The organism is Streptomyces sp. MNU89 (assembly GCF_020982505.1).
In the GTDB taxonomy this organism is placed as follows: Bacteria; Actinomycetota; Actinomycetes; order Streptomycetales; family Streptomycetaceae; genus Streptomyces; species Streptomyces xinghaiensis.
Genome location: NZ_JAJKLL010000001.1, coordinates 5,035,873 through 5,058,126, shown reverse-complemented (window position 1 = coordinate 5,058,126; position 22,254 = coordinate 5,035,873). Strand labels below are relative to the sequence as shown.

The following is a 22,254-nucleotide window of genomic DNA, read 5'->3' as shown; positions in this document are numbered from 1 at the left end:
CGGCGTCGGCATGCTCCGGTGCGGTTCAGCGTTCCACTACGCGTCGTCCCCGGACAACCCGCATGCCCTGCGCTCGGTAACCACCGCTGGCGGGCCCGAGGACGGGACCACGGAAACCTTCGCCTACGACGAGGCCGGCAACACCGAAAGCCGCACCGGCGGACCCCGGAACCAGCAGCTCACCTGGAACCCGGAGGGCAGACTCGCCACCCTCACCGAGAACGGCAAAACCACCCAATACCTCTACGACTCCTCCGGCAACCGCCTGCTCGCCAAGGAAGCCGACGGCTCAGCGACCGCCTACATGCCTGGCGGCAACGAGCTGAATACGACCAGCGCCGGCACGAAGACCACCACGCGCTACTACACCCACGGCGGCGAGACCATCGCCGTCCGCAACAGCTCCGGCCTCCACTTCCTCTTCGGCGACCGCCAGGGCACCGCCCTGATCGCCGTCGCCTGGGGCGCCGGCCAAGCCGTCACCCGCCGCAAACAACTCCCCTTCGGCAGCCCCCGCTCCAGCAGTGGCACCTCCAACTGGCCCGGCGACCGCGGCTTCGTCGGCGGCACCACCGACCCCACCGGCCTCACCCACCTCGGCGCCCGCGAGTACGATCCCGACCTGGGCCGCTTCCTGTCCGTCGACCCCCTCCTCCTCACCAACGACCCCACCCAGCACAACCCCTACACCTACGGCAACAACAACCCCGCCACCTACGCCGACCCCACCGGCGAAGCCTACGACGAATGCGCCAGCGGCCAATACAACTGCACCAACGGCCCCGGCGGAACCGGCGACCTCCAAAAAGTCGAATTCGGCAACAACTACGAAAGAGAAACCCAAGCCCGCGGCGGCACCATCTCCCCCAACTACACCATCCAACAAAACACCGGCTACCAACACGTCTACACCAAAAACCAAGGCGTCACCGCCCCCACCGCCGCCCAAAAAGCCCGCTCCGCCGCCATCGAAAAACAAAAGCGCATAGAACGCCAACGCAAAGCCGCCGAAGCGCGACAGAAAGAGAATGAAAAGGATCAGAGCTTCTGGAAGAACCTCATCCAGGGTAATTTCAGCAGCGCTGCGGACAGTTTGAGCTCGTGGGAAACCTGGAAGAGCGAGATAATCCCTGCGGCTGCTTTCACTGCCTGCGTCATCGCCTCAGCAGGCGCTTGCATCGCAGCTGGAGCAGCAGCGAGTGCCGCATTTTTCGCCGGCGACCTTGCGACCACCGGCGAAATGCACTTCAAAGATCTCGCTATGAACGGAATATGGACGAGCCTAGGAGGGCTTGCAGCGATCAAGTACGCCCATTGGGGCGGAGCCACCTTGCGGCAAGCGGTTTGGGGTAAGCCGTGGGTCCGAGAAACTGGCATGAAGATGATACGTGCAGCATCAGGAACAAAGCACGCCATCATGCGCCCCGTCACTCGCTCCTTCGTCCCCACAGTCAAAAACTTGGGAACCAACACGGCCTTCAACTTCGGTTATTGCGGTGCGGGCTCCTACAGTGCCGGAAAGCTGATGGGATCGTGCTGATGGCTTGGCAGGACAAAATCCGAAAGATTAATCGAATATTCGAGGTGGCCGGAATCAGGATTGAGTTCCGGAGAATTCTCGGGGGGCGGACCCTGCAGAGGAAAACCTTTCGGTTCTACGCCGTCACATTCTGGCTAGCCGCCGTCGGCACAGCCATATACGTAGGGATCGAAGGGTCAAAGACATCGAGCGGACAAGCTCTTATCGCTTCCGCGCTCATGTTGCTGACCGGCGGTCTTTGCGTGCGCATTTTCCGATCCCGGGTGCACTTGAAAAAGTCTAGTTTGGTCATCGTCAATCCCCTCAGGTGGCACGACATACCTTACGGGGACATCAGAGAGATCGAGCATGCCTCATCCGGGTCTCTCATTGTTCATTCCTGGTCCAATAGGAAATCCGGAGGAGAAGGGTACCTATCCGTCGGGTTCGCCGGTTCCCTCATAGACGGAATTTTCAAGACCTCCGCAAAGGCGGCAGCCCAGATTAAGGCGGAAGTTGGCAAGCAGAGGAGAATGAAAGACGCCCAATCCTCCACAGGCTTCGTTTTGGACATCTGGGCGGATTCTCTCACCCTCTGCGCGATCCTGTGCTCCCTGGCCGCTCCCCTTTTCTGGTGACCATTCGAGCAAGCTTGCGGAAAACCTCATGCGGCGGCGACCCGCCGCCGGGTATCGTCACCGCTCATGACTCCCCCTCGTGAGCGGCCTCCCTTCTCAGCGGATGAACGGACCCAGCTTCTCGGCTGGTTCGACATGCAGCGCGCGATCATCCACATGAAGTGCGAAGGGCTGTCGGACGCCGACGCCCACCGCTCACTCCTGCCGGACTCACCGCTGATGACGATGGCGGGGATCGTCTCCCATCTGCGCTGGACCGAGCAGACCTGGTTCGAGGTGCTCTTCCTCGGACGCCCGGCCGACGGACCGCAGTTCTCCGAGGACCCGGAGGACGTCGACATGATGGCCGAAGGCATACCCCTGGCCCAGCTCCTCGCCGACTACGACCGGCAGTGCAGGATCTCGGACGAGATCATCGCCGCCCACTCCCTCGACGAGACCGGCCGCCACCCCGACTTCACGTCCGCCCAGGCCAGCCTGCGCTGGATGCTCATCCACATGACCGAGGAAACCGCCCGCCACGCCGGCCACATGGACATCATCCGCGAACTGCTGGACGGCGGTAAGGGCTACTACTGACCGGAGCCGGCCTGTCTGTCCGGCCCGGTGCCGCAGTCGTCCAACACGGCAGGCAGCCACCCCGCTGCCACTCGCCCGGGGTGGCTCTGGGTTCCCGGGAACAGCCGTACATCAACCAGCCCCACGAGGCGTGAACGGCCGGCACAACTCCCGCTGTTTGACGTGCCGAACAGCGCCATGCGTCAGCCGCCCGTGCCACCGACGGGCACTCGCTCCGCCACGCCCGCCGACTCGCTGCGTCCCACCCCTGGCGCAGCCGACACGACCGCCCACACCGCCTTTCCGCAGCCGACCCGATCGCTGATGCCCCACTCGTCGGCCAGAGCTTCCACCAGGGCGAGTCCGCGGCCGTTCTCGGCGTCGGCGCCGACCGCCAGTCTCCGCGGCCGGGCCTCAGCGGCATCGTGAACCTCAATGCGCAGGCCGACACCGACCAGTGCGTACCGGGTCTCGATCTCTCGGCCGGACGGAATCCGGGCGTGCCGCACGGCGTTCGTGACCAACTCTGACAGGACCACGAGTGCGGCGTCCTCGATCTCGGTCAGGGCCCAGGCAGCGAGTGCCCTGCTCAGCTCGGCCCGAGCCAGTCGTACGGAACGAGGGTGGCAGGTCCAACGGCGCACCACTTCGACACCGTTGAGCGTTTTCTGGTGTTTCTGCATGCCCCAGAGGATGCTGGTCCGGGAGAGCCGTGGATTCCCGGCGAAAGGGGTACCCATGATGGGGACTCTCCACCGGGCGGCGAGCTGGTATCCCTTCTGTTCGGGCAATCTCGGGGAACGACATGTCTGGGCACTTCTCAGCGGCTTTACCGGAACACGTACTCGGTCGTACCGACGTCCGGGCTGCCCTGAGGCGGCATGACTTCGGCCAGGTGTTCAAGCTCGCGCGGCAGTGGGGTGGTATCAGCTTCCTCAAAATCGCCGACGCCTGCGAGATCAAGCCGGAGCGTGTGGGCAGACTCGCCCGCGGTCAGGGCTCCGTCACCACCTACGAGAAGATCGCGAAGATCGCCGACGGGCTGCGTATCCCTGGTCATCTACTTGGGCTCGCACCCCGTCCCTGGGAGAAGGCATCGGGAGCCGTGGTCCCCGTGTTCTCTCCGGAGGGAGTTCCGCCGCCTGTTGCTACCCGGTACCACGTTTCCAGAATCGGCGACCCAGGGGCCACGGACCAAGGAGACGAAGTGCAGCGCAGAGATTTCCTCGCAACCACCATAGGAGTCACGGGTGGCGCACTCATGCCACCGGAGGTCGCGCGGGGCCGCCGCATCGGAGAACAGGACGTACGGCAACTCCAGCGCCGGACCGCTCGCTTGCGGGCGCTCGACGACGTGCTCGGTGGTGCTGACACACGACGGCTCTACCGGAGTGAGGTGACGACCACACTGCACCTGGTCCGTACCTGCTCCTACACCGAACCGGTCGGCCGCAAGCTGCTCGGTGTCCTGGCCGAGCAGGCACAGCAGGCGGGTTGGGCAGCTTTCGACGCGGGCCGCCAGGCCGAGGCATCGACCCTGTACCGCCGGGCCCACCGGGCGGCCACGGAAGCCGGGGACCGGGCACTCGCGGGCAACTCGCTGGCGTTTCTCGCCTATCAGCAGGTGAGTTCCGACGCTTCCGGTGTCGCCACGGCCGCCGCTTCCTGCGAGGCAGCGGGGCGGGACGCCCCGTCGAGCGTGCGGGCACTGCTCCACGAACGCCGGGCGTGGGCCCACGCCAAGGCCGGGCAGCCGAAGGAGACCGAGCAGGCGTTGAGCGACGCGGAAGAAGCCCTGGGCGAGCGGAACGGCGAAAGTCCCGTTCCTCACTGGTCCTCGTGGGTGGACGATCGCGAACTGCAGATCATGAAGGGCCGCTGCTGGACGGAGCTGCGTCGGCCTCTGCGGGCCGTGCCGGTGCTTGAGGAGGCGCTTTCCGGATTTGATGACACCCATGCGCGGGACAAGGCGTTGTACCTCACCTGGCTCGCGCACGCCTACCTCGACGCCGGGGAGATCGAGCACTCCGCCGTGGTGGTCGGCACCGCCCTCGACCTCGCGGCCGGGGTCGGGTCGGTCCGTCCGCGACAGCGTGCGAGGGAGTTGCTGACCAGGCTGAGCCCGCACCGGTCACTTACGCCCGTCGCGGATCTGCTGGAGAGGGTGACCGTCTGACACATTGCGCCACGCTGCGGGCAACCCAGTCGAGACATGCTGCGGCGCCCGCGACGATGGGCACCGCGACGATCTCCGGGCTGTCCCAGGGGTGGTGCTCCAGCAGGTGTGCCTCGAGTTCGGGATAACGGGCGGTGGTGGTCTTGAGGACGACCTGCCATTCCTCGCCCTCGCCGAACTCGCCCAGATGCCAGAACAGCGACGCCACGGGACCCACCACCTGCGCACCCGCCGCCAGCCGCGCCTCGGTCGCGCTCCTGGCCAGCGCCACCGCCGCCTCGCGGGTCTCGGTGGCCGTGTGGACCTGTACGCACTCCGTCATGGGTCGAGCGTAGCCGGGGAGCGCTTGCGGACGGACCTTCCTTACGGCGTCCCCGGCCCGCTCCTCCCGTCAGGACACCACGTCCTTCGCGCGGAAGTGGCGGAAGGCCAGGGCGAAGAGGACCAGGGCGTAGGCCGTGGAGACGGCGGCGCCGCGGGCCATGCCGCCCCACTCCAGTTGCGGCTGGAGGGCGTCGGCCCAGGCGAACTGCCAGTGTGCGGGCAGGAACTGGCGCCAGTCGCCGAGGGCCGTCACCGCGTCGAGGACGTTGCCGACGATGGTCAGGCCGACCGCGCCGCCGACCGCGCCCAGCGGGGCGTCCGTGACGGTGGAGAGCCAGAACGCCAGGCCGGCGGTGACCAGTTGGCTGACGAAGACGAACGCGACGACGATCGACAGGCGCACCAGCGCCGTGCCCGGGTCGAGCGAGCCCCCGGTCGGCAGCTCCAGGCCGCCCCAGCCGTACGCCGCCGTGCCCGCCAGCAGGCCGACCAGCGGCAGCAGGATCATCGCGGCCGCGCTGAACGCCAGCGCCACGGTGAGCTTGCTCAGCAGCAGTCGCGAGCGCGGCACCGGTGACGCCAGCAGATAGCGCAGGGACGACCAGCTCGCCTCGGACGCGACCGTGTCCCCGCAGAACAGCGCCACCGGCACCACCAGCAGGAAGCCCGCCGAGACGAAGACGCACGCCATGGCGAAGTTGAGGCCGGAGGCGGTGGCGGTGTCGATCAGCGAGATGCGGCCGTTGCCCCCGCGCTCGTCCGGGTCCCCGCCGATGGCGAAGGCCGCGATGAGGATGAACGGCAGGGCGGCGAGGATGCCGTAGACGACGAGCGTCCGGCGGCGGCGCAGCTGCCGTACCGCCTCCACCCGCAGGGGCAGGGTGTGGCGGGGGCGGTAGCCGGGGCCGTCTCGGGGCGGCGCCGCCGGTCGGGGCGGACCCCGTTCCGCGACAGCGGTGGAGGCGGCCCCGGCGGGCGTGGCCGTGGTTCCGTTCGCCGTCGCCCCGTTGGCCGAACCGGCTTTCGCCGCACCGGCGCGCGTCGCGCCGTTCGCCGCTCCCGCAGGCGGCTTGCCGCCGTCGCCGTTCGCGGCTGCGGCTCCCGGGTCCGGTGCGCTGCCTGCGGGTCGTTCCGTCGGGCCGGTCATGCGGCACCTCCGATCAGGGTCAGGAAGGCGTCCTCCAGGCGGCGGTGCGGGCCGACCCGGTCGACGGGGATGCCGAGCCGTACGAGTTCGGGCAGGAGTTGCGAGGCGGTCATGCCGTCGAGCCGGACCAGCAGCCCTTCCTCGGCGCGGACCACGGAGTCCACGCCCTTCAGGGCCGCCACCGCATCCACGCTCTCGTCGGACACCGGTCCGCCCGCGACGCCCACCAGCAGGGTGTCGCCGGAGCCGGTGATCTCCGCGACCGGTCCGGCGCTGACGAGCCGGCCCCGGTCCATGACGACCAGATGCGTGCAGGTCTGCTCGACCTCGGCCAGCAGATGGCTGGAGACGATCACGGTGCGGCCGCCGGCCGCGTAGCGGACCATGACGTTCCGCATCTCCCGGATCTGCGGCGGGTCGAGGCCGTTGGTCGGTTCGTCGAGGATCAGCAGGTCCGGCAGGCCGAGCATGGCCTGGGCGATGGCCAGCCGCTGCCGCATGCCCTGGGAGTACGTCCGGACGGCGCGCTCCAGTGCGTCGCCGAGTCCGGCGATCTCCAGGGCCTCGTCCAGGTGCGCCTCGTCGGCGGGGCGGCCGGTGGCCTGCCAGTACAGCTCCAGATTGGCGCGGCCGGAGAGGTGCGGCAGGAAGCCGGGGCCCTCGACGAACGCGCCCACCCGGGAGAGCACGGGCGCGCCGGGCCGGATCGCGTGCCCGAATACGCGGATCTCGCCCGCGTCGGGGGTGATGAGTCCCATGAGCATCCGGAGGGTGGTGGTCTTGCCGGCGCCGTTGGGGCCGAGGAGGCCGAGCACCTGGCCGCGTTCGACCCGGAAGGAGAGGTCCTGGACGGCGTACCGGTCGGCCGACTTGGCGTAGCGCTTGCCGAGTCCGGTGATCTCCAGCGGTACGCCGGCGAGCTCCGGGTCGGGCGCGGGGGTGGTGACGCGGCGGCGGCCGGTGACCAGCAGGACGGCGCCGAGGGCGGCGCCCGCGAGCGGCAGGCCCCAGACCCAGCCGGGCAGGCCGCTGTTCTCGCCGGCCAGGCCCGGGGCGGTGGGCACGGTGAGGTCGGTGTCCGCCAGGGAGACGCGGTACTCGGCGGGCTCCAGCGGTGAGGCGTAGCCCATGTCGGTGGCGGAGAGGACGAGCCGCATACGGTGCCCGGCCTCGAACTTGTGGTCGATGACGGGGAGGCGCAGCTCGACGGTGCGGCCGCCGTCCTCTCCCGCTCCCTCCACCCGTACGGGGGCGACGAGCTGGGAGGGCAGCAGCTGGCTGCCGCCGGGCCCCACGTCGTACACCTTGGCGAAGAGCACCGCGTCGTCCGTGGAGGACGCGACGCGCACCCGGGCCGTCGGGGCGCCGGTGACGCGGACGGCGGAGGTGAGCGGTTCCGAGTCGAACGCCGCGGCCTGGCCGGGGAAGTCCAGGGCCACGCCGGCGCCGAAGGCCGTCAGCTGGGCCGCCGCTCCGGAGAGGCCGGGGACGGAGGAGACGGCGGCGGGGGTGCCGCCGGCCGGGTTGGCCGCGGTCTGTTCGCGTCCGGTGAGCCGGACCGTGCGGGTCTTGTCGCCGTCGAGGCCGGGGTAGCGGTCGCCGGTGGCGCCGCTCAGCTGGACCCGACCGTTGGTGGAGTCGAAGCCTCCGGTGCGGCTGACCCGGAAGGCGGCCCCGGTGTCCGCTTCCTCGTCGCCCTTCAGGTGCCGGTCGAACCAGGCGCCGACGCGCTGCCGGACCCGTTCGGTCTCCTGGTCGCCGCCGTCGTGTCCGCCCGCGAGCCAGTCGACGGAAACGGGCGCGCCGTTTTCCTTGATCTGCCGGGCCATGGCGTCGGCGTGGCTCAGCGGGAAGAGGGAGTCGGCCTGCCCGCCGAGGACGAGGGTGGGGGCCTTGATGCGGTCGCCGACGGTGACGGGGCTGCGCTCCCGCAGCAGCTTCTCGGCCTCCGCGTCCGGCTTCCCGGCGACGGCCACCCGTTCGTACATCTCGCACAGCGCCGTCTCGAAGCGCCCGCAGGAGCGGTCCCCGGTGAGGGGTTCCGGCTGGAAGGGCGCCTCGGGGGCGCGGCCCCCGCCGCCTCCGCCGGTGGCGCCCGTGTCACCCGCGCCGCCCGTGCCCTGGCCGGCTCCGCCGCCGTCCGGCGCGTCCTCGGGGGACGGGCCCATGTCGGTGGGGACGGGGGTCGAGCCGGTGGTGAAGAAGATGCCGGACCAGAGCTTCTTGAAGACGCCGTCCGGGAAGAGCGCCTCGGAGAGGTCCCAGTAGGTGTTCTGGGCGGCGATGGCGTCGATGCGCTGGTCGTGCCCGGCCGCGAGCAGCGAGATCGCGCCGCCGTACGAGGCTCCGGCGATGCCGACGCGCGGGTCGCCGTCGGCGTCGAGCCGGACCTCGGGGCGGGTCGCCAGCCAGTCCACGAGCCGCCGCACGTCGGCGACCTCGTTCTCCTTGTCGTTGAGCCCGATCCGGCCGGTGGACTTCCCGAAGCCGCGCGCCGACCAGGTGAGGACGGCGTAACCGTCCCGGGCCAGACCCTCGGCCTGCTCGTGCAGGTCCTTCTTGCTGCCGCCGAAGCCGTGCCCGAGCAGCACCGCGGGACGCCGCTCGGAGGCGGGGCCGGAGGTGTAGAAGGAGGTGTCGATCCGCACGCTGCGGCGGGCCGCGGCGCCCTCGCCGTCTCCGTCCGCGTCGCCACCGGGGGCGGGCATCGTCAGATACCGGTCCGCGCGGTGCACGGCGGCCGGTTCGCCGGCGACGGCGGCCCAGGTGCCCGCGCCCGCGACGAGGGCCACCGCCACCGCTCCGGCGGCCAGCCGTCCCCGGCCTCGGGGTGACCGGAGCGGCCGGAGCCGCCGGGGCAGCCTGAGCGGCCCGGGAGTCCGGGACTGTCGAGAATCCATGCCCTTGAGCCTACGCAGCGCCGTCGGCTTCACACCTGCCCCGGGTAGGACCCGCGTCCCCTCCCATCCCCTCTCAGCGGCGTACATCCCGGGGGCGGCGTACAGCGGACGCGGTACACACGGCACCCGTACGGGAACGTCCGTTCGGGCGGAAAGGGCGTCCCGCTCCTCTCGCGGCCGCGTCGCGCGGGCCGCGGGCGGCCAAAGACGATCTAAAGGTGCATGATGGGAGGAATTTAACGAACCGGTACTGTCATCCGGTGGGCTGATGAGACCGCCCCCGGGAACACCGCGGCAGTCCAGCGGGCCGGGACGCCCTTCCGGAAGGCCCGGCCGGAAGACGGCCCGGTGGCGGGCCGAGGGGATCCCCCCGGCCGAGCGGACCCGGGGTACCCGGTTCCGTTGTCCTCCGCAGAGCCGTGGGGCCGCACATGAGCTGGTTTCCGTCACCGTTCCTCCCGCAGTGGGCCCTGCCCGCCGGGCTGAGCGGACTGGTGGCCTGGATCTGCCTGGTGCGGCAGTACCACGGCAAGGGGCGGCTGCTGGGAACCCGGCAGTCCGTTCTGCTGTCGGCCGCCGTGGTCGGGGCCATGGCCGCCATCGCCCTGCTGGTGATCGCCCTGCTCCCGCTGCTCTCCGAGGTGCCGGCCGCCGCCGTCGGGGTGGCCACCGGCGCCGGGGTGCTGCGCCGCGGACGGGCCGTACAGCCGGACACCACCAAGCCGTTCCTGAGCTTCCTCACCCTGGGGACCGCCCACCTTCTCGAACGGCTGGAGGCCCGGATGGAGACGGACTGCGCCGACTGGTGCGACGACATGGTGAGCGGCATCAGGGACCCGTACCAGATGCAGATCTTCGTCCACGCGGTGCGGCTGCACCTGCTGGCCCGCCATCCGGACAAGGCGGGCCGCAAGCTCACGGACGAGCGGTTCGCCGAGGCGGAAGCGGCACTCCAGCAGGCCATCGAGACCGACGCCCGGACCGGCGGGGCCTGCCGGGCACCCGGCCGCGACGGCCTTCCCGAACCGCGCCGCGACCGCGGCGAGGCGGAGCGGGTGGAGAGCCTGCGGGCCTGGGGTGCAGCGCTGCACAGCTGCAAGCTGCTGCTGCGGGTGGCCTATCTGCTCGGCCGGCGCTCCGACCGGCGGCGGCTGCTGGAACTCCTGGACGGGGCGGCGCCGGCGGGCAGCCGCCGGGACGCTCCGCTGCCGTCCCAGCGGCGCCCCCACCGGCGGTGGTTCGGCCGGGTCCGGGACGGCCGGGGCAGGCGCACGGCGCCGGGAGCGTCAGAGCCGCGACCGGACGACGCCACCGCGCAGGCTTGACGCGCCGTCGCCCCCGGTCTCGCTCGAGCGCGGGGCGTCCTGGGGGCGCGGCGGCTCCGTGAACCGGATCTCCACACAGGCCCCCAGCGCGGCGGCGGCGCCCGCCAGGGACCGGACGGTGAGGTTGGCGTCACCGGAGAGAATCTGGCTGACCCTGCCCGGGCTGACGCCCATGAGCCTCGCCAGATCGGCGCGGGAGAGCCCACGGGCCGCCAGCTCGCCGGCCAGAGCGGTGGCCGCCTGCCGTGCCAGCCTCGCGGCGGCCGCCTCGGTCTCGCTCTCGCCACGCGCCATGAATGGCATGGTGTCAACCCCCCAGATCGGCATGGTCCTTGGGACGGCGAGGTCTCTGCCGCCAGCATGCCACCTTTAGCCCAGGCTAAACGGCGCGTCGGCTGGTTACGACACACGGCCCACCCGGCTCGGCGCCTCCACGCGCCGGGCCGCCGCACCGCCTCTGAGCTGGGAAGATCACGGACGCGCGAGCCACCCGGCACGGGCCCGGGATTCACCCCGGCGCGGGCCCGCCATCCGTACGGCATCCGTGCGGAATCCGTGCGGCTCCGGACTCCGGCGGCCGGGCCGGGGGCCTCCGGACGCGCGTCCGGGTCCGGGTTCCGGTCCGCCTCCGGCGCCGCTTCCGGGCCCGCCGAGCGCGCGGCCGGGGTCACGGAGCGGTGCTCAACGCCGCGCAGGGGCTCGGCATCGACCTCTTCGCCATCGTCGAGCAGGACATGTATCCCTGCGATCCGGACCGGCCGTTCCCGATCGCGGAACGGACCCGCAGATGCAGCGAGCTGCGGTTAGGGCGGGCGGGCGGGCGACGGGGACGGGCGACGGGCGACGGGCGACGCCATGGTGACCCGGGCGGCGGGCCGCTGGGGCGGGGAGATCGCCCAGGACCATGTGGTGCGGTTCGAGGACGCCTGCGACCGCGAGGTGCAGCAGTGGGTGGACGCGACCCGCCGGGGCGAGGTCACCGGACCGAGCGTCTGGGACGGGTACGCGGTCGCCGCCGTCTGCGAGGCCGGGGTGCGGGCCCAGTCCGGAGGGGGACGGGTGCCCGTCGCCCTCACCGGACCACCGGCTCTCTACCGCTGAGCCCCCGAGTCCGCCCGCTCCGGCTCGGCCCCACCGGCCCCGCCGTCTCCTTCGGTGCCACCGCCCTTCTTCTCCCGTCCGGCCGCGCCGCTCCCACCGGGCTGCGCGGCCCCGCCCGCCGTCTCGTCAGCCCTCTGCGCCGCCTCCCCGTTCCGCTGCTCGGGGAGAGCCGCGCCCTCCCCCTCGCTCAGCCCGAAACGGGCGTGGAGCCGGCGCAGCGGGCGCGGAGCCCACCAGGTGGCCTTGCCGGTGAGCCGCATGACCGCCGGGACCAGCAGCGTGCGCACCACCATGGCGTCCATCAGCACGGCCAGCGCGAGACCGAGGCCGAGCATCTTGGTGTTGGTGACCCGGGAGGCTCCGATGGCGATCATCACCACGGCGAGGATCAGCGCGGCCGCGGTGATGAGCCCACCGGTGCGGCTGAGGCCGAAGACCACCGCACCCTGATGGTCGCCGCTGCGGTCGTACTCCTCCTTGATCCGGGAGAGCAGGAAGACGCCGTAGTCCATGGACAGGCCGAAGGCGACACAGAACATCAGCACGGGGAGCGTGGTCTCCATGTCACCCGTCGCGGTGAAGTCCAGCAGCCCGGAGAGATGCCCGTCCTGGAAGACCCACACCAGGGCGCCGAACATCGCCGTGAGGCTGAGGGCGTTGAGGACCACGGCCTGCAGCGGTATCAGCACGCTGCCGGTGAGGAGGAAGACCAGCAGCAGTGTGGTGAGCACGATGACCGCGAGCGCCCAGGGCAGCCGGTCGGCTATGGCGTCCTTGGTGTCGACGAGGACGGCGGCGGTACCGGTGACGGAGGCGTCGAACGGGGCTTCCGCGTTCTCGGCGCGGACCTCGCGCACCAGCTCCTGGCCGGCGGCGTCCACGGCCTCGCCGCGCGGCAGCACGCTGATCTGTGCGGCGTCCCCGGCGGTGCGGGCGGCCTCGGCCGGGCCCGGCTCGCGGACCCGCTCCCCGGAGGCGTACTGCCCGGTGGGTCCGTCCACCCGCAGGACATCGGGCAGCCGGGATATCCGCGCGCTGTACTCGGCCAGCTCCCGGGCCGACGGGCCGCCCTCGGCCAGCACCTCCACCGCACCGCCGGGCGAGCCCGGGAAGCCCTCCCGCAGCTGGTCCTGGACGACGCGGGATTCGGCGGTGACGGGCAGCTGCCGGTCGTCGACGGTGCCGAACGTCGCCCCGGCGAAGGGGGCTCCGAGCAGCAGCAGGACGGCGGTGGTGCCGATCGCGAAGAACGGTGCCCGGCGCATCACCAGTCGGCCGGTACGGGCCCAGCCCTCGCCGGTGTCCGGTCCGGCGGGGCGGCCCCGGCGCAGCAGCCTGCGCAGGTCCAGGGCGTTCACCCGGGGGCCGAGCAGCACCAGCGCGGCGGGCAGTACGGACAGCGCCGCCAGCGCGGCCAGCAGCACCACGGCGATGCCGGCGTAGGCGAAGGAGCGCAGGAAGTACTGCGGGAAGACCAGCATCGCGGCCAGCGAGACGGCGACGGTCAGCGCGGAGAAGAGGACCGTCCGCCCGGCGGTGCGCAGGGTCGTGCCCATGGCGGGCAGCGGCCCGGCACCGCCGGCCAGCTCCTCGCGGAACCGCCGGACGATGAAGAGGGCGTAGTCGATGGCGAGTCCGAGGCCCAGCGCCGTGGTGAGGTTCTGCGCGAAGACGGAGACATCGGTGAACTCGGTGAGCCCGCGCAGCACCGCGTTGGTGCCCAGGATGGCGACGACGCCGATGAGCAGCGGCAGCAGGGCGGCGACGGCGCTGCCGAAGACGATGATCAGCAGCACGAGGGTGACGGGCAGGGCGATCAACTCGGCCCGGAGCAGATCCTCCTGGACGGTGGTCTGCAGCTCGTGCTGGATGGCGGCCCGGCCGCCGATCGACACCTCGACGGGGCCGTGCTCCCCCCGGAGTGCGGGAGCGATGCGCTCCAGGGTGCGGTTCACGGCTTTCTCGTCGCCCTCGATCCGGGCGGTGATCAGGGCCTGCCGGCCGTCCTCGGCGCGCAGCGCGGGTGAGCCGGTGGCCCAGTAGGAGGTGACGCCGGTGACGGACCGCTCCCCCGCCAGCCGCTCGGCGAGCTCCCGGCCCTCCGCGACGACGGCCGGGTCGTCCACGGAGGCGCCCCCGCCGTCGACGAGAAGGAGCAGATTGGGCCCGGAGGCGGGGAAGCGCCGGTCGAGCTCCTCGGTGGCGAAGGTGGACTCGGCGTCCGGCGCCTCGAAGCCGCCGCTGCCCATCCGGTCCGCGACGCCGCTTCCCGCGAACACGGCCAGGGCCGTGACGACGAGAGCGAGCAGCAGGGACAGTCTCGGCCGGGCCGTGACGATCCGGGTCCAGCCGCGGGCGCGGCCGTTGACAGCAGACATGGCGCAGGTGTCCCCTTCCCCCGATTGCCAATAGACTTGGCAAACACGAGCGACCGCTCGCGTTCCCAAGAATGCGAGTAGCCGCTCGCATTTGTCAACCGCCGCCGGGCGGGCGGAGAATCCGGGGAAGAGGCGCGTGTCCGAGAAGCAGCCGACGGCACCGGGGAAGCGGCCGGGGGCGGCCGGCGGAGAGCCGGCCGCCGGCGAGGAGCCCTCCGGGAAGCAGCAGGGCGGCAGCGGCCCGTCCGGGCCCGGCACGGAGCGGCCGCCGGCCTCCGCCAGACCGCGGCGCCGCCGCCAGGCCCGCGGGCAGCGCCGCATCGAGCAGCTCCTGGAAGCCGCCGCCCGGGTCATCGGCGACCACGGCTACGACGGGGCCAGCACCAACGCCATCGCCCGGGAGGCGGGTGTCTCCCCGGGCACCCTCTACCAGTTCTTCCCCAACAAGGAGGCCATCGCCATCGAGCTCGGCGGGCGCCTGCTGGACCGGATGCGCGAGACCCACGGCCAGGTCTTCACCCCGGAGAACGCCATGCTGCCGCTGGCGGAGGCCCTGGACCGGATCGTCGACCCGCTGACCGGCTTCATCTGCCACAACCCCGCCTCGCTCGCCCTCATGCACGCTCCCGGGGCGCCCGCGGCCCTCGCCGACGAGCACGCGGCGCTCGACAGCGTCTTCCGGGCCCGCACGGCCGAGCTGATCGCCCTGCGCGCCCCCGGCCTGCCCCCGGAGCAGTGCGCACGCGCGGCCATGCTGGCCTACACCTTTTTCACCTCGGGGATGGAGCTGGCCATGAGCCACGAGGGCGCGGAGCGCGAGGCGTATGTCGCCGAACTGAAGGCGGCGCTCCACCGCTACCTCGCCCCGCTCGTCGGTACGGAGGCGCCCGCCACCGACTGAACCCGCGCCCGCGCACGCCCCCGCCCCACCCGTCGAGCACTTACCCCTAGGGGTATAGTGGAGGCCGGTGGAGCACCCGGCGGGCTTCGGCAGCCATGGCCCGGGCCGGGTCTCCGCCCCGCAGATCCCTACCGAGGAGAAGACCATGAGCGCCACCACCACGTACCGGGTGACCGGAATGACCTGCGGTCACTGCGAGGGTGCGGTGACCGAGGAGCTGTCCGCGCTCGACGGCGTCAGCTCCGTCAAGGCCGTCGCCGCCACCGGTCTCGTCACCGTCACCTCCGAGGCCCCGCTGGACGACGCCGCGGTCCGCGCCGCCGTCGACGAGGCCGGCTACGAACTGGCCGGCAGGGCCTGACCGGGCCCGGCCGCCCTTCCCGCGCCGGGCCGTGCCGCTCCGCCACCGCGGACCGCACACGGCCCGGCCCTCCCCTCCGGAGACCCTCATGACCAGTACGGCACCCCAGACCCCGGCGGAAGCCCCCGAGGAGCCCGCACAGCGGGTCGAACTCTCCATCGGCGGAATGACCTGCGCCTCCTGCGCGGCCCGGGTCGAGAAGAAGCTCAACCGGATGGACGGCGTCTCCGCCTCGGTGAACTTCGCCACCGAGAAGGCGCGGATCGACTTCGCCGGCGGCATCGCCGTCGACGACCTCATCGCCACCGTCGAGAAGACCGGCTACACGGCCGAGCGCAAGCCCGAACCACCGCCCGCGCCGGAACAGCGGGCACAGCCGCTGCCGGAGCAGCAACTGCCCGCGGGCGCCCACCCGGCGGCTCCGTCCCCCGGCGGCCCGCCGACCCCCGCGGGCAGCGCGGCGGACCGGCACCGCGCCGAACTCGAAGCCCTGCACCAACGCCTGCTCGTCTCGCTGGTCCTGTCGGTGCCGGTGGTGCTGATGGCGATGGTGCCCGCCCTCCAGTTCGACAACTGGCAGTGGCTGTCGCTCACTCTCGCCGCCCCCGTCATCGTCTGGGGCGCCCTCCCCTTCCACCGCGCCGCCTGGACGAACCTGCGGCACGGCGCCGCCACCATGGACACCCTGGTGTCGGTCGGCACCCTGGCCGCCTTCGGCTGGTCGCTCTGGGCGCTGTTCCTGGGCGACGCCGGGATGCACGGGATGCGGCACGAGTTCAGCCTCGCCGTCTCCCGCGCGGACGCCTCCTCCGCCATCTATCTCGAAGTGGCCGCCGGGGTGACGACCTTCATCCTGCTCGGCCGCTATCTGGAGGCACGCTCCAAGCGCACCGCGGGCGCGGCCCTGCGGGCCCTGCTGGAGCTCGGCGCCAAGGACGTGGCCGTGCTCCACCCGGACGGCCGCGAGGAGCGGATGCCGGCGGACCGCCTCACGGTCGGCACCCGCTTCGTGGTCCGCCCCGGGGAGAAGATCGCCACCGACGGCCGGGTGGTGGAGGGCAGTTCGGCCGTGGACGCCTCCATGCTGACCGGTGAGTCGGTCCCGGTGGACGTGACGGCCGGCGACACCGTGACCGGCGCGACCGTCAACGCCGGCGGCCGGCTGGTCGTCGAGGCCACCCGCGTCGGCGCCGACACCCAGCTCGCCCGGATGGCCACGCTCGTCGAGGAGGCGCAGAGCGGCAAGGCCGAGGTGCAGCGGCTCGCCGACCGGGTCTCCGGGGTCTTCGTCCCGATCGTCATCCTGATCGCGCTCGGCACCCTGGGCGGCTGGCTGCTCGCGGGCGGCGGCGCCACCGCGGCCTTCACGGCCGCCGTCGCCGTACTGATCATCGCCTGCCCCTGCGCCCTGGGCCTGGCCACCCCGACGGCCCTCATGGTCGGTACGGGACGCGGTGCCCAGCTCGGAATCCTGATCAAGGGACCCGAGGTGCTGGAGTCCACCCGCCGGGTGGACACCGTCGTCCTCGACAAGACCGGCACGGTCACCACCGGGCGGATGACGCTGCACGAGGCCGTCCCGGCCGACGGCGTGACCGAGGAGGAACTGCTGCGCCTGGCGGGCGCGGTGGAGAACGCCTCGGAGCATCCGATCGCGCGGGCCGTGGCCTCCGGAGCCACCGAGCGGACCGGTCCCCTGCCCGCCGTGGAGGACTTCGAGAACGTCCCCGGCCTCGGGGTGCGCGGGCGGGTCGGCGGCCGCACCGTGCTCGTCGGCCGGGAACCGCTGCCCGGCGACGGCGGGGACGGGGCGCTGCCGGCCTCCCTCGCCACCGCGATGGACGCCGCCGGGGCGGCGGGCCGCACGGCCGTCACGGTCACCGTGGACGGCCGGCCGGCGGGGGTGCTCACGGTCGCGGACACGGTCAAGGACAGCAGCGCGCGGGCCATCGCCGAACTGCGCGCCCTGGGGCTCACGCCCGTCCTGCTGACCGGCGACCACCGGGCGGTGGCCGAGGCCGTGGCGCGCGCCGTCGGCATCGACGAGGTGATCGCCGGGGTGCTGCCGCAGGACAAGGTGGCGGTCGTCCGGCGGCTCCAGGAGGAGGGCCGCACGGTCGCCATGGTCGGCGACGGGGTCAACGACGCGGCGGCGCTGGCCGCGGCGGACCTCGGGCTGGCGATGGGCACGGGCACGGACGCGGCCATCGAGGCCGCCGATCTGACCCTGGTCCGCGGGGACCCGCGGGTGGCGGCGGACGCGATCCGGCTCGCCCGCCGGACGCTCCGCACCATCAAGGGCAATCTCTTCTGGGCCTTCGGCTACAACGTGGCGGCGCTGCCGCTGGCCGCGGCCGGACTCCTCAGCCCGATGATCGCGGGGGCCGCGATGGCCTTCTCGTCCGTCTTCGTCGTCACCAACAGCCTGAGATTGCGTTCCTTCACATCATCACCAGAAGCTGCATGAGACCCTCACCCGGGGCTCAGGATCTCCTTATCGGAGCTCTTGCCCTCATTGGCCCCTTATGGCATGAGACCCAGATCACATTCTTGGGGGGTAACCATTGAGGCGGGTCGTGAGTCTAACCGTGCGATGCAACACCTCCGGCGGGGTGCGGCATCCGCCTGACGGACCCGTCTTGGGGGACGGATCCCGTCGTGTGTGGCCGGGGCGCGTGCCCGGGGAGCTTTGAGCGGCCCTCCCGTACGTGCTCGTCCCGGCAGACAGCACCGGCCCCGGCCGGACAACGGAAGACAACCGAACAAGCACGAGCCGAAGCTTCCGGCCGCGGAATTCCGCGGCGGACAGACCCCCGGCCGGATCCCGTGGGGGGAATCCGATCCGGGATTGGAGAGCGCTTCGCCGGTCGACCCGTGGGGGGATCGACCGCGGGGCGCTCTCCACCTTTTTCCGGGGCCCGTCCCGCGCGTACGGGCCGTGCACCCGGGCACGGCACACGGACGGGGGGCCGCCCCGCGACGGCGGCGGGCGGCCCCCCGGACCGGCGACCGGTGCCACCGGGGGTTCCCCGGGCCCGGCCTGCGGCCGATGGTCAGCGGCCGGTGGTCAGCGCTTCTCCAGCGGAACGAAGTCCCGCTCGACGACACCCGTGTAGATCTGGCGCGGGCGGCCGATCCGGGAACCCGGCTCCTTGATCATCTCGTGCCACTGGGCGATCCAGCCCGGCAGCCGGCCCAGCGCGAAGAGCACGGTGAACATCTCGGTCGGGAAGCCCATGGCCCGGTAGATCAGGCCGGTGTAGAAGTCCACATTGGGGTAGAGCTTGCGCTCGACGAAGTAGTCGTCGGCCAGCGCGTGCTCCTCCAGCTTGAGCGCGATGTCCAGCAGCTCGTCCGACTTGCCGAGGGACGCGAGCACATCGTGCGCCGCGGCCTTGATGATCTTCGCCCGGGGGTCGAAGTTCTTGTAGACACGGTGTCCGAAGCCCATGAGCTTCACACCGTCTTCCTTGTTCTTCACCTTGCGGATGAAGGTGTCGACGTCGCCGCCGGAGTTCTTGATCCCCTCCAGCATCTCCAGCACCGACTGGTTGGCGCCCCCGTGCAGCGGGCCCCAGAGGGCGCAGATGCCGGCCGAGATCGAGGCGAACATGTTGGCCTGCGAGGAGCCGACGAGACGCACCGTCGAGGTCGAGCAGTTCTGCTCGTGGTCGGCGTGCAGGATCAGCAGCTTCTCCAGCGCGCTGACCATGACCGGGTTCGGCTCGTACTCGGCGGCCGGCACGGAGAAGGTCATCCGCAGGAAGTTCTCGACATAGCCGAGATCGTTGCTCGGGTAGACCACCGGGTGGCCGATCGACTTCTTGTACGCGTACGCGGCGATCGTGGGCAGCTTGGCCAGCAGCCGGATCGTCGAGAGATGGCGCTGCTCCGGATGGAAGGGGTTGTGGCTGTCCTGGTAGAACGTGGACAGCGCGCTGACCACGGAGGACAGCATCGCCATCGGGTGCGCGTCGCGCGGGAAGCCGTCGTAGAAGCGTTTGACGTCCTCGTGCAGCAGCGTGTGCTGGGTGATCTCGTTCTGGAAACCGGCGAGCTGGTCGCCCGTCGGGAGGTCACCGTTGATCAGCAGATACGCGGTTTCGAGGAAGGTACTGTGCTCGGCGAGCTGCTCGATCGGGTAACCGCGGTACCGCAGGATGCCCTGCTCACCGTCGAGATAGGTGATCGCCGACTGATAAGCCGCGGTGTTGCCGTAACCGCTGTCCAGGGTCACCAGACCGGTTTGGTTGCGGAGCTTCGCGATGTCGAAGCCCTTGTTGCCGACAGTGCTGTCGGCAATGGGGAACTGGTATTCGCCGTCCCCGTACCGCAGTACTACTGAGTTGTCGCTCACGTCATCCCTCACCGACGTTGTGCCTCTTCTTCGAGGTGCCCTGACTGCCTCTACCTTCCCCCATATGGCCAGAAGCCGTGCACTCGGGGTCGGCCGTCAGGCCTATTCATGGCACGGCGTGCCGCGTGCGGGCCCATCCTGCTCCTCGCGGCACGCGGGCGGAAGGCGGTGTCCACGATTCAGATCGCGCCACGGAGCCGGTGGTCCAGTGCCGTGCAGCGCCGGCCGGCCGAAACGGTGCGGACCGCCTGGCCGAGCGCCCGCCGGGAGCCGACCAGCACCACCAGTCTCTTGGCCCGGGTGACCGCCGTATAGAGGAGATTGCGCTGGAGCATCATCCAGGCGCTGGTCGTCACCGGGATCACCACGGCCGGGTACTCGCTGCCCTGGGAGCGGTGGATCGTCACGGCGTAGGCGTGCGCCAGTTCGTCCAGCTCGTCGAAGTCGTAGGGGACTTCCTCCTCCTCGTCGGTGCGGACGGTGAGCCGCTGGTCGTCCTGGCTGAGCGAGGTGACCACGCCCACCGTGCCGTTGAAGACGCCGTTCTCCCCCTTCTCGTAGTTGTTGCGGATCTGGGTGACCTTGTCGCCGACCCGGAAGATCCGGCCGCCGAAGCGCCGCTCCGGCAGATCGGGGCGGGCCGGGGTGACGGCCTGCTGGAGCAGGCCGTTGAGCGCGCCCGCCCCGGCCGGGCCGCGGTGCATGGGGGTGAGCACCTGGACGTCCCGGCGCGGGTCCAGGCCGAACTTCGCGGGGATGCGGCGGGCGACCACGTCGACGGTGAGCCGGCCCGCCTCCTCCGTGTCGTCCTCGGGGAAGAGGAAGAAGTCCGGCAGGCCCTGGGTGATCGGCGGGACACCGGAGTTGATGCGGTGGGCGTTGGTCACCACCCCCGACTGCTGCGCCTGCCGGAAGATCCTCGTCAGCCGCACCGCCGGCACCGGGCTGTCCGGGGCGAGCAGATCCCGCAGCACCTCCCCCGCCCCCACCGAGGGCAGCTGGTCCACGTCGCCCACCATCAGCAGGTGCGCGCCCGGCGCCACCGCCTTCACCAGCTTGTTGGCCAGCAGCAGATCGAGCATCGACGCCTCGTCGACGACGACCAGGTCGGCGTCCAGCGGCCGGTCCCGGTCGTAGGCCGCGTCCCCGCCCGGTCTCAGCTCCAGCAGCCGGTGCACCGTGGACGCCTCGGCGCCCGTCAGCTCCGAGAGCCGCTTCGCCGCCCGGCCCGTCGGTGCCGCCAGCACCACCTTGGCCCGCTTCGCCCGCGCCAGCTCCACCACGGACCGCACGGTGAAGGACTTGCCGCAGCCGGGGCCGCCGGTCAGCACCGCAACCTTCTCCGTCAGCGCCAGCCGCACCGCCTGCTCCTGCTCGGGGGCGAGCTGTGCCCCCGTCCGCCGCCCCAGCCAGGCCAGCGCCTTCTCCCAGTCGACGCCGCGGAAGGCCGGCATCCGGTCCTCCCCGGTCCGCAGCAGCCGCAGCACCTGGCCGGCCAGGGAGATCTCGGCCCGGTGGAACGGCACCAGATAGACCGCCGACACCGGCTGCCCGTCCTCCGGGCCCGGCACGGTCTGCCGTACGACGCCCTCCTCTTCGCCCGCCAGCTCTCCCAGGCAGTCGATGACCAGCCCGGTGTCGACCTGGAGCAGCTTCACCGCGTCCGAGATGAGCTGCTCCTCGGGGAGGTAGCAGTGGCCCTGGTCGGAGGACTGCGACAGGGCGTACTGGAGCCCGGCCTTGACCCGGTCGGGGCTGTCGTGCGGTATCCCGACGGCCTGGGCGATGCGGTCGGCGGTGAGGAAACCGATGCCCCAGACGTCGGCCGCGAGCCGGTAGGGCTGGTTGCGCACCACGGAGATCGAGGCGTCGCCGTACTTCTTGTAGATCCGCACGGCGATGGAGGTGGAGACGCCGACCCCCTGGAGGAAGACCATCACCTCCTTGATCGCCTTCTGCTCCTCCCAGGCCGCCCCGATCAGCCGGGTGCGCTTGGGGCCGAGCCCGGGCACCTCGATCAGACGCCCCGGTTCCTTCTCGATGACGTCGAGGGTGTCGATCCCGAAGTGGTCGACGATCCGCTCCGCGATCCGCGGCCCGATCCCCTTGATCAGCCCGGAGCCGAGATAGCGGCGGATGCCCTGGACGGTGGCGGGGAGCACGGTGGTGTAGTTCTCGACGGTGAACTGCTTGCCGTACTGCGGGTGGGAGCCCCAGCGGCCCTCCATCCGCAGCGACTCGCCCGGCTGCGCGCCGAGCAGCGAACCGACGACGGTCAGCAGATCCCCCGCGCCGCGGCCGGTGTCGACCCGGGCGACCGTGTAGCCGTTCTCCTCGTTCGCGTAGGTGATCCGCTCCAGGACCCCCTCGACCACCGACAGCTGTGCCATGCCGCGACGGTACCGCCGACCGCCGACACCACGGGCGGCCCGTGGACAACCCCGCCGGACGGGGCGGGACGGGCCCGTTCACGGAGACTTGCCCCCAACAGCCCCCGGAATGGGTCAAGCTGGCCGTACCGACAGACCGACGGACCCGCCGCCGTCCATCCGCCCGGGGCGGCCTCCGG

At 71.5% G+C, this 22,254-nt stretch carries 16 protein-coding genes and 2 pseudogenes; 10 read left to right on the top strand and 8 right to left on the bottom strand.

Annotated features, from left to right (window positions below; translation table 11 throughout):
- Positions 1–10 precede the first annotated feature (10 nt).
- The 3 genes from E4N63_RS21670 to E4N63_RS21660 all read left to right on the top strand — a co-directional run bounded on the left by E4N63_RS21670 (position 11) and on the right by E4N63_RS21660 (position 2,736).
- Entirely contained in the window at positions 11–1,540 is a 1,530-nt protein-coding gene (locus E4N63_RS21670) for an RHS repeat-associated core domain-containing protein (protein WP_308188730.1), read from the top strand.
- Positions 1,540–2,157, top strand: coding sequence for a hypothetical protein (locus E4N63_RS21665; RefSeq protein WP_230241502.1), 618 nt, complete (start codon positions 1,540–1,542; stop codon positions 2,155–2,157). Before E4N63_RS21670 ends, E4N63_RS21665 begins: the two co-directional genes overlap by 1 nt.
- Before the next feature lie 66 nt (positions 2,158–2,223).
- The gene (locus E4N63_RS21660) at positions 2,224–2,736 is read left to right on the top strand and encodes a DinB family protein (protein WP_230241501.1); all 513 of its coding nucleotides are present in this window, start codon (positions 2,224–2,226) and stop codon (positions 2,734–2,736) included.
- A 182-nt stretch (positions 2,737–2,918) separates the two neighbouring features.
- On the opposite strand, the gene E4N63_RS21655 is transcribed toward E4N63_RS21660, so the two are convergent.
- A complete protein-coding gene (locus E4N63_RS21655; RefSeq protein WP_230241500.1) occupies positions 2,919–3,398 on the bottom strand; it encodes an ATP-binding protein in 480 nt (159 codons plus the stop codon).
- 212 nt (positions 3,399–3,610) lie between these two features.
- Here E4N63_RS21655 and E4N63_RS21650 point away from each other — a divergent pair, with 212 nt between their 5' ends.
- A complete protein-coding gene (locus E4N63_RS21650) occupies positions 3,611–4,891 on the top strand; it encodes an XRE family transcriptional regulator (RefSeq protein ID WP_230241499.1) in 1,281 nt (426 codons plus the stop codon).
- Here the strand turns inward: E4N63_RS21650 and cutA are convergent.
- From cutA to E4N63_RS21635, 3 genes are all read right to left on the bottom strand, one after another.
- On the bottom strand, positions 4,851–5,213 hold the full coding sequence (gene cutA, locus E4N63_RS21645) for a divalent-cation tolerance protein CutA (protein WP_230241498.1): 363 nt from the start codon (positions 5,211–5,213) through the stop codon (positions 4,851–4,853). The two genes, E4N63_RS21650 and cutA, sit on opposite strands and share 41 nt — an antisense overlap.
- A gap of 69 nt (positions 5,214–5,282) precedes the next feature.
- Complete coding sequence (locus E4N63_RS21640; RefSeq protein ID WP_230241497.1) at positions 5,283–6,362, bottom strand: ABC transporter permease; 1,080 nt, start codon at positions 6,360–6,362, stop codon at positions 5,283–5,285.
- Positions 6,359–9,262, bottom strand: a complete 2,904-nt coding sequence (locus E4N63_RS21635) for an alpha/beta fold hydrolase (RefSeq protein ID WP_230241496.1) — start codon at positions 9,260–9,262, stop codon at positions 6,359–6,361. The genes E4N63_RS21640 and E4N63_RS21635 overlap by 4 nt, the downstream gene beginning before the upstream one ends.
- A 431-nt stretch (positions 9,263–9,693) precedes the next feature.
- Between E4N63_RS21635 and E4N63_RS21630 the strand changes: the two genes are divergently transcribed.
- The gene (locus E4N63_RS21630) at positions 9,694–10,587 is read left to right on the top strand and encodes a hypothetical protein (protein WP_230241495.1); all 894 of its coding nucleotides are present in this window, start codon (positions 9,694–9,696) and stop codon (positions 10,585–10,587) included.
- On the opposite strand, the gene E4N63_RS21625 is transcribed toward E4N63_RS21630, so the two are convergent.
- Positions 10,549–10,881 (bottom strand): helix-turn-helix transcriptional regulator, encoded by a 333-nt coding sequence (locus E4N63_RS21625; protein WP_185831286.1) that lies wholly within the window; start codon positions 10,879–10,881, stop codon positions 10,549–10,551. The two genes, E4N63_RS21630 and E4N63_RS21625, sit on opposite strands and share 39 nt — an antisense overlap.
- Positions 10,882–11,264: 383 nt before the next feature.
- On the opposite strand from E4N63_RS21625, the pseudogene E4N63_RS21620 reads away from it, so the two are divergent.
- Together E4N63_RS21620 and E4N63_RS21615 are read left to right on the top strand one after the other, a co-directional pair.
- Positions 11,265–11,375 (top strand): annotated as a pseudogene (locus E4N63_RS21620) (2-keto-myo-inositol dehydratase); the annotation flags it as partial.
- A gap of 55 nt (positions 11,376–11,430) precedes the next feature.
- Positions 11,431–11,688, top strand: a pseudogene (locus E4N63_RS21615) (inositol 2-dehydrogenase); the annotation flags it as partial.
- Here E4N63_RS21615 and E4N63_RS21610 read toward each other — a convergent pair.
- Positions 11,679–14,066 (bottom strand): MMPL family transporter, encoded by a 2,388-nt coding sequence (locus E4N63_RS21610; RefSeq protein WP_230241494.1) that lies wholly within the window; start codon positions 14,064–14,066, stop codon positions 11,679–11,681. The pseudogene E4N63_RS21615 and the gene E4N63_RS21610 overlap by 10 nt on opposite strands.
- A gap of 136 nt (positions 14,067–14,202) precedes the next feature.
- On the opposite strand from E4N63_RS21610, the gene E4N63_RS21605 reads away from it, so the two are divergent.
- The 3 genes from E4N63_RS21605 (at position 14,203) to E4N63_RS21595 (ending at position 17,795) form a co-directional block, all read left to right on the top strand.
- A complete protein-coding gene (locus E4N63_RS21605; protein ID WP_230241493.1) occupies positions 14,203–14,967 on the top strand; it encodes a TetR/AcrR family transcriptional regulator in 765 nt (254 codons plus the stop codon).
- 124 nt (positions 14,968–15,091) lie between these two features.
- The gene (locus E4N63_RS21600; RefSeq protein ID WP_230242587.1) at positions 15,092–15,328 is read left to right on the top strand and encodes a heavy-metal-associated domain-containing protein; all 237 of its coding nucleotides are present in this window, start codon (positions 15,092–15,094) and stop codon (positions 15,326–15,328) included.
- An 88-nt stretch (positions 15,329–15,416) separates the two neighbouring features.
- Positions 15,417–17,795 carry a cation-translocating P-type ATPase gene (locus E4N63_RS21595; RefSeq protein ID WP_230241492.1) on the top strand — a complete coding sequence of 793 codons (2,379 nt, stop codon included), beginning with the start codon at positions 15,417–15,419 and terminating at the stop codon, positions 17,793–17,795.
- A gap of 600 nt (positions 17,796–18,395) precedes the next feature.
- On the opposite strand, the gene E4N63_RS21590 is transcribed toward E4N63_RS21595, so the two are convergent.
- Together E4N63_RS21590 and E4N63_RS21585 are read right to left on the bottom strand one after the other, a co-directional pair.
- On the bottom strand, positions 18,396–19,685 hold the full coding sequence (locus tag E4N63_RS21590; protein ID WP_125625191.1) for a citrate synthase: 1,290 nt from the start codon (positions 19,683–19,685) through the stop codon (positions 18,396–18,398).
- Positions 19,686–19,864: 179 nt separating this feature from the next.
- A complete protein-coding gene (locus E4N63_RS21585; protein WP_230241491.1) occupies positions 19,865–22,075 on the bottom strand; it encodes an ATP-dependent RecD-like DNA helicase in 2,211 nt (736 codons plus the stop codon).
- Positions 22,076–22,254 lie beyond the last annotated feature (179 nt).

Coding starts and splice junctions, on each gene's coding strand:
- E4N63_RS21630 (WP_230241495.1), top strand. CDS start 9,694: ATGAGCTGGTTTCCGTCACCGTTCCTCCCGCAGTGGGCCCTGCCCGCC.
- E4N63_RS21595 (WP_230241492.1), top strand. CDS start 15,417: ATGACCAGTACGGCACCCCAGACCCCGGCGGAAGCCCCCGAGGAGCCC.
- E4N63_RS21640 (WP_230241497.1), bottom strand. CDS start 6,362: ATGACCGGCCCGACGGAACGACCCGCAGGCAGCGCACCGGACCCGGGA.
- E4N63_RS21635 (WP_230241496.1), bottom strand. CDS start 9,262: ATGGATTCTCGACAGTCCCGGACTCCCGGGCCGCTCAGGCTGCCCCGG.
- E4N63_RS21610 (WP_230241494.1), bottom strand. CDS start 14,066: ATGTCTGCTGTCAACGGCCGCGCCCGCGGCTGGACCCGGATCGTCACG.
- cutA (WP_230241498.1), bottom strand. CDS start 5,213: ATGACGGAGTGCGTACAGGTCCACACGGCCACCGAGACCCGCGAGGCG.
- E4N63_RS21670 (WP_308188730.1), top strand. CDS start 11: ATGCTCCGGTGCGGTTCAGCGTTCCACTACGCGTCGTCCCCGGACAAC.
- E4N63_RS21665 (WP_230241502.1), top strand. CDS start 1,540: ATGGCTTGGCAGGACAAAATCCGAAAGATTAATCGAATATTCGAGGTG.
- E4N63_RS21585 (WP_230241491.1), bottom strand. CDS start 22,075: ATGGCACAGCTGTCGGTGGTCGAGGGGGTCCTGGAGCGGATCACCTAC.
- E4N63_RS21655 (WP_230241500.1), bottom strand. CDS start 3,398: ATGCAGAAACACCAGAAAACGCTCAACGGTGTCGAAGTGGTGCGCCGT.
- E4N63_RS21660 (WP_230241501.1), top strand. CDS start 2,224: ATGACTCCCCCTCGTGAGCGGCCTCCCTTCTCAGCGGATGAACGGACC.
- E4N63_RS21625 (WP_185831286.1), bottom strand. CDS start 10,881: ATGGCGCGTGGCGAGAGCGAGACCGAGGCGGCCGCCGCGAGGCTGGCA.